Below are 1,993 nucleotides of genomic sequence, written 5' to 3'. Positions count from 1 at the left end.
TGCTTGAGGTACTGGCTACCCCCAAATTTCTTGTATGTCATTAAGTATTGAAACTCTTTTAAACGCGGTTTTAAGGCCGTTACGTTAAGTATCAAATGTTTTGCCTATAGGCTCTATTTTGTTCTTTTTTTGTTCATCGGTATCAAATACATAAATCATCCCTAAGCCTAAGAAATCCCACGAATTCCCGTCAGATCCCGCCAATTCCCGTAAGTATCAAATAAATTACTTCTCTATACTCGGCGCAGCAGCTGTCCAGCCTGCCCGTAAGTTCGCCCAGGGCGAACATGGCGCACCACACCGGGGGAAAGACCTGTGGCCAGGCGGAGCAGGCCCGCGACAGCGTCAGCCCCCGTTATCCGCGCTGAGCTGCGCCAGCAGACAGCGCCAGCCCGCGCGCGGGTACTCGCTGGTCAATAGTTTCAGGCTTTCCCGCAGCGGTAGCCCGGCATGCAGCAGCGAGGCGAGCCGGTCGGTGAGGGCAATCAACGCCCGCCACTGCCAATAGCGCGCGGGCAGCCAGCCGTAAAGCCGCAGGCGAAAAGGCTGGTTGCCCTGCGCGACTAAACGCAGACCACAGTCGTGGCGGCTGCGGCCTATCATCTCTCCCCGGCAGGGCTGGCCCTCGGCGGACAAACCCTGCCAGCGCCAGAGCAAGCAGCCGCTCATGACGGATTGCCCAATACGCGCCTCAGCTCGGCGAGCGAGGTTGTGCCCTGCTGCACCAGCGCCATCCCCGCGCGCCATAGCCCATGGCCGCCGTCGGCATCCTCCTCCAGCAGCGCGAACAGACCGCGGCGGCCGGCATAGGCGCGTTGACAGCGGACACAGCCTCCCGTCTGCCAGTAGCCCGCCGCGTCCCGCCGGGTCGCCTCTGGCCGCGGCGCGCGCCGGCAGTCGGGGCACAGTTGGCGCACCAGGCGCTGTGCCAGTACTAGGCTGAGCGCCGGTCCGGCCTGTGCCGTCTCCAGCCCGAGCTGGCGCTGGCGGCTGACGGTATCGTCGGCGCACAGCGTATGCAGCGTGGAGAGCACCAGATGACCGGTACGGGCGGTCTTGAGCGCCACGGCGGCGGTTTCCGGATCGCGGATTTTGCCCACCATCAGCACGTCCGGATCCTGACGCAGCAGCGCCCGCAGCAGCAGGGGGAAATCCAGCCGGGCCCGGGGGTTCACCTGACACTGGTTGATACCGGCCAGCGGCAGCTCAACCGGATCCTCCACGCTGCAGATATTGAGCGGACGGCGGCGAAGCCTGTTTAGCATAGCGTAGAGCGTTAGCGTTTTGCCGCTGCCGGTGGGGCCGGTTATCAGTATCAGCCCGTGCGGTTGATGCAGTTGCTGGTTCCGGTCACGTCCGATCACTGATTCCGGTCGCCCGATCAGCGATTCCGATTCTGTCCGATCGCTCATCTTCTGTTCCGTCATACTCTGGAGACTTTTAGCTTCCGGGGGTATGGCATGGCACGTAAAAAGAAGAACGCGAGAACATAAATGTGCATTTATATCAATATATTACGCATGAAATTTGAGCAGCGTCGCTCGAATCGCACCATCGCAGCAGCGCTCGGCATCGGCTGTACCACAGTGCATGATATCCTCGGCCGATTCACAGTAGCTAACCTGGTCTGGCCATTGCCGGCGGAACTGTCCCCCGTCGACGTCGACCGCATGCTCTATCCCGGCAAATCCGGCAAGGCTATCAATACCTTACCCAGCTGGCTTGATATCGATACCGAGTTAAGCCGCAAGGGCGTGACCAAACAGCTGCTCTGGATGGAATATCAGGCCGCCGTGGGCGGTGATGCCCTCGGCTACTCACAGTTCTGTGCACTGTTCCGTGACTGAAAAAAGAAGCAGCGGCGTTCCATGCGCATGGAGCACAAGGCCGGCGAAAAGCTCTTCATCGACTTCTGTGGCCCCACCGTACCTATCGTCAACCCTGCGACCGGTAGCGTACGCCAGGCCGCTATCTTCGTCGCTGCCATGGGCGT

Annotated in this window: 2 protein-coding genes and 1 pseudogene; 1 reads left to right on the top strand and 2 read right to left on the bottom strand. The window is 60.6% G+C overall.

The window, feature by feature from the left end:
* Positions 1–345: 345 nt before the first annotated feature.
* Together ACMX3H_RS18645 and ACMX3H_RS18640 are read right to left on the bottom strand one after the other, a co-directional pair.
* Positions 346–669: a hypothetical protein gene (locus ACMX3H_RS18645; RefSeq protein WP_415211846.1), complete on the bottom strand. Its 324-nt coding sequence runs from the start codon at positions 667–669 to the stop codon at positions 346–348.
* A complete protein-coding gene (locus ACMX3H_RS18640) occupies positions 666–1,412 on the bottom strand; it encodes an ATPase, T2SS/T4P/T4SS family (protein WP_415211845.1) in 747 nt (248 codons plus the stop codon). Before ACMX3H_RS18640 ends, ACMX3H_RS18645 begins: the two co-directional genes overlap by 4 nt.
* 81 nt (positions 1,413–1,493) lie before the next feature.
* Between ACMX3H_RS18640 and ACMX3H_RS18635 the strand changes: the two are divergent.
* A pseudogene (locus ACMX3H_RS18635) lies at positions 1,494–1,993 on the top strand (IS21 family transposase); the annotation flags it as partial.

The organism is Sodalis sp. (in: enterobacteria) (assembly GCF_047607725.1).
Taxonomy (GTDB): domain Bacteria; phylum Pseudomonadota; class Gammaproteobacteria; order Enterobacterales; family Enterobacteriaceae; genus JBLKSS01.
Note: the sequence above shows the minus strand (reverse complement) of the source record. Positions and strands in the feature narration are given on the sequence as shown.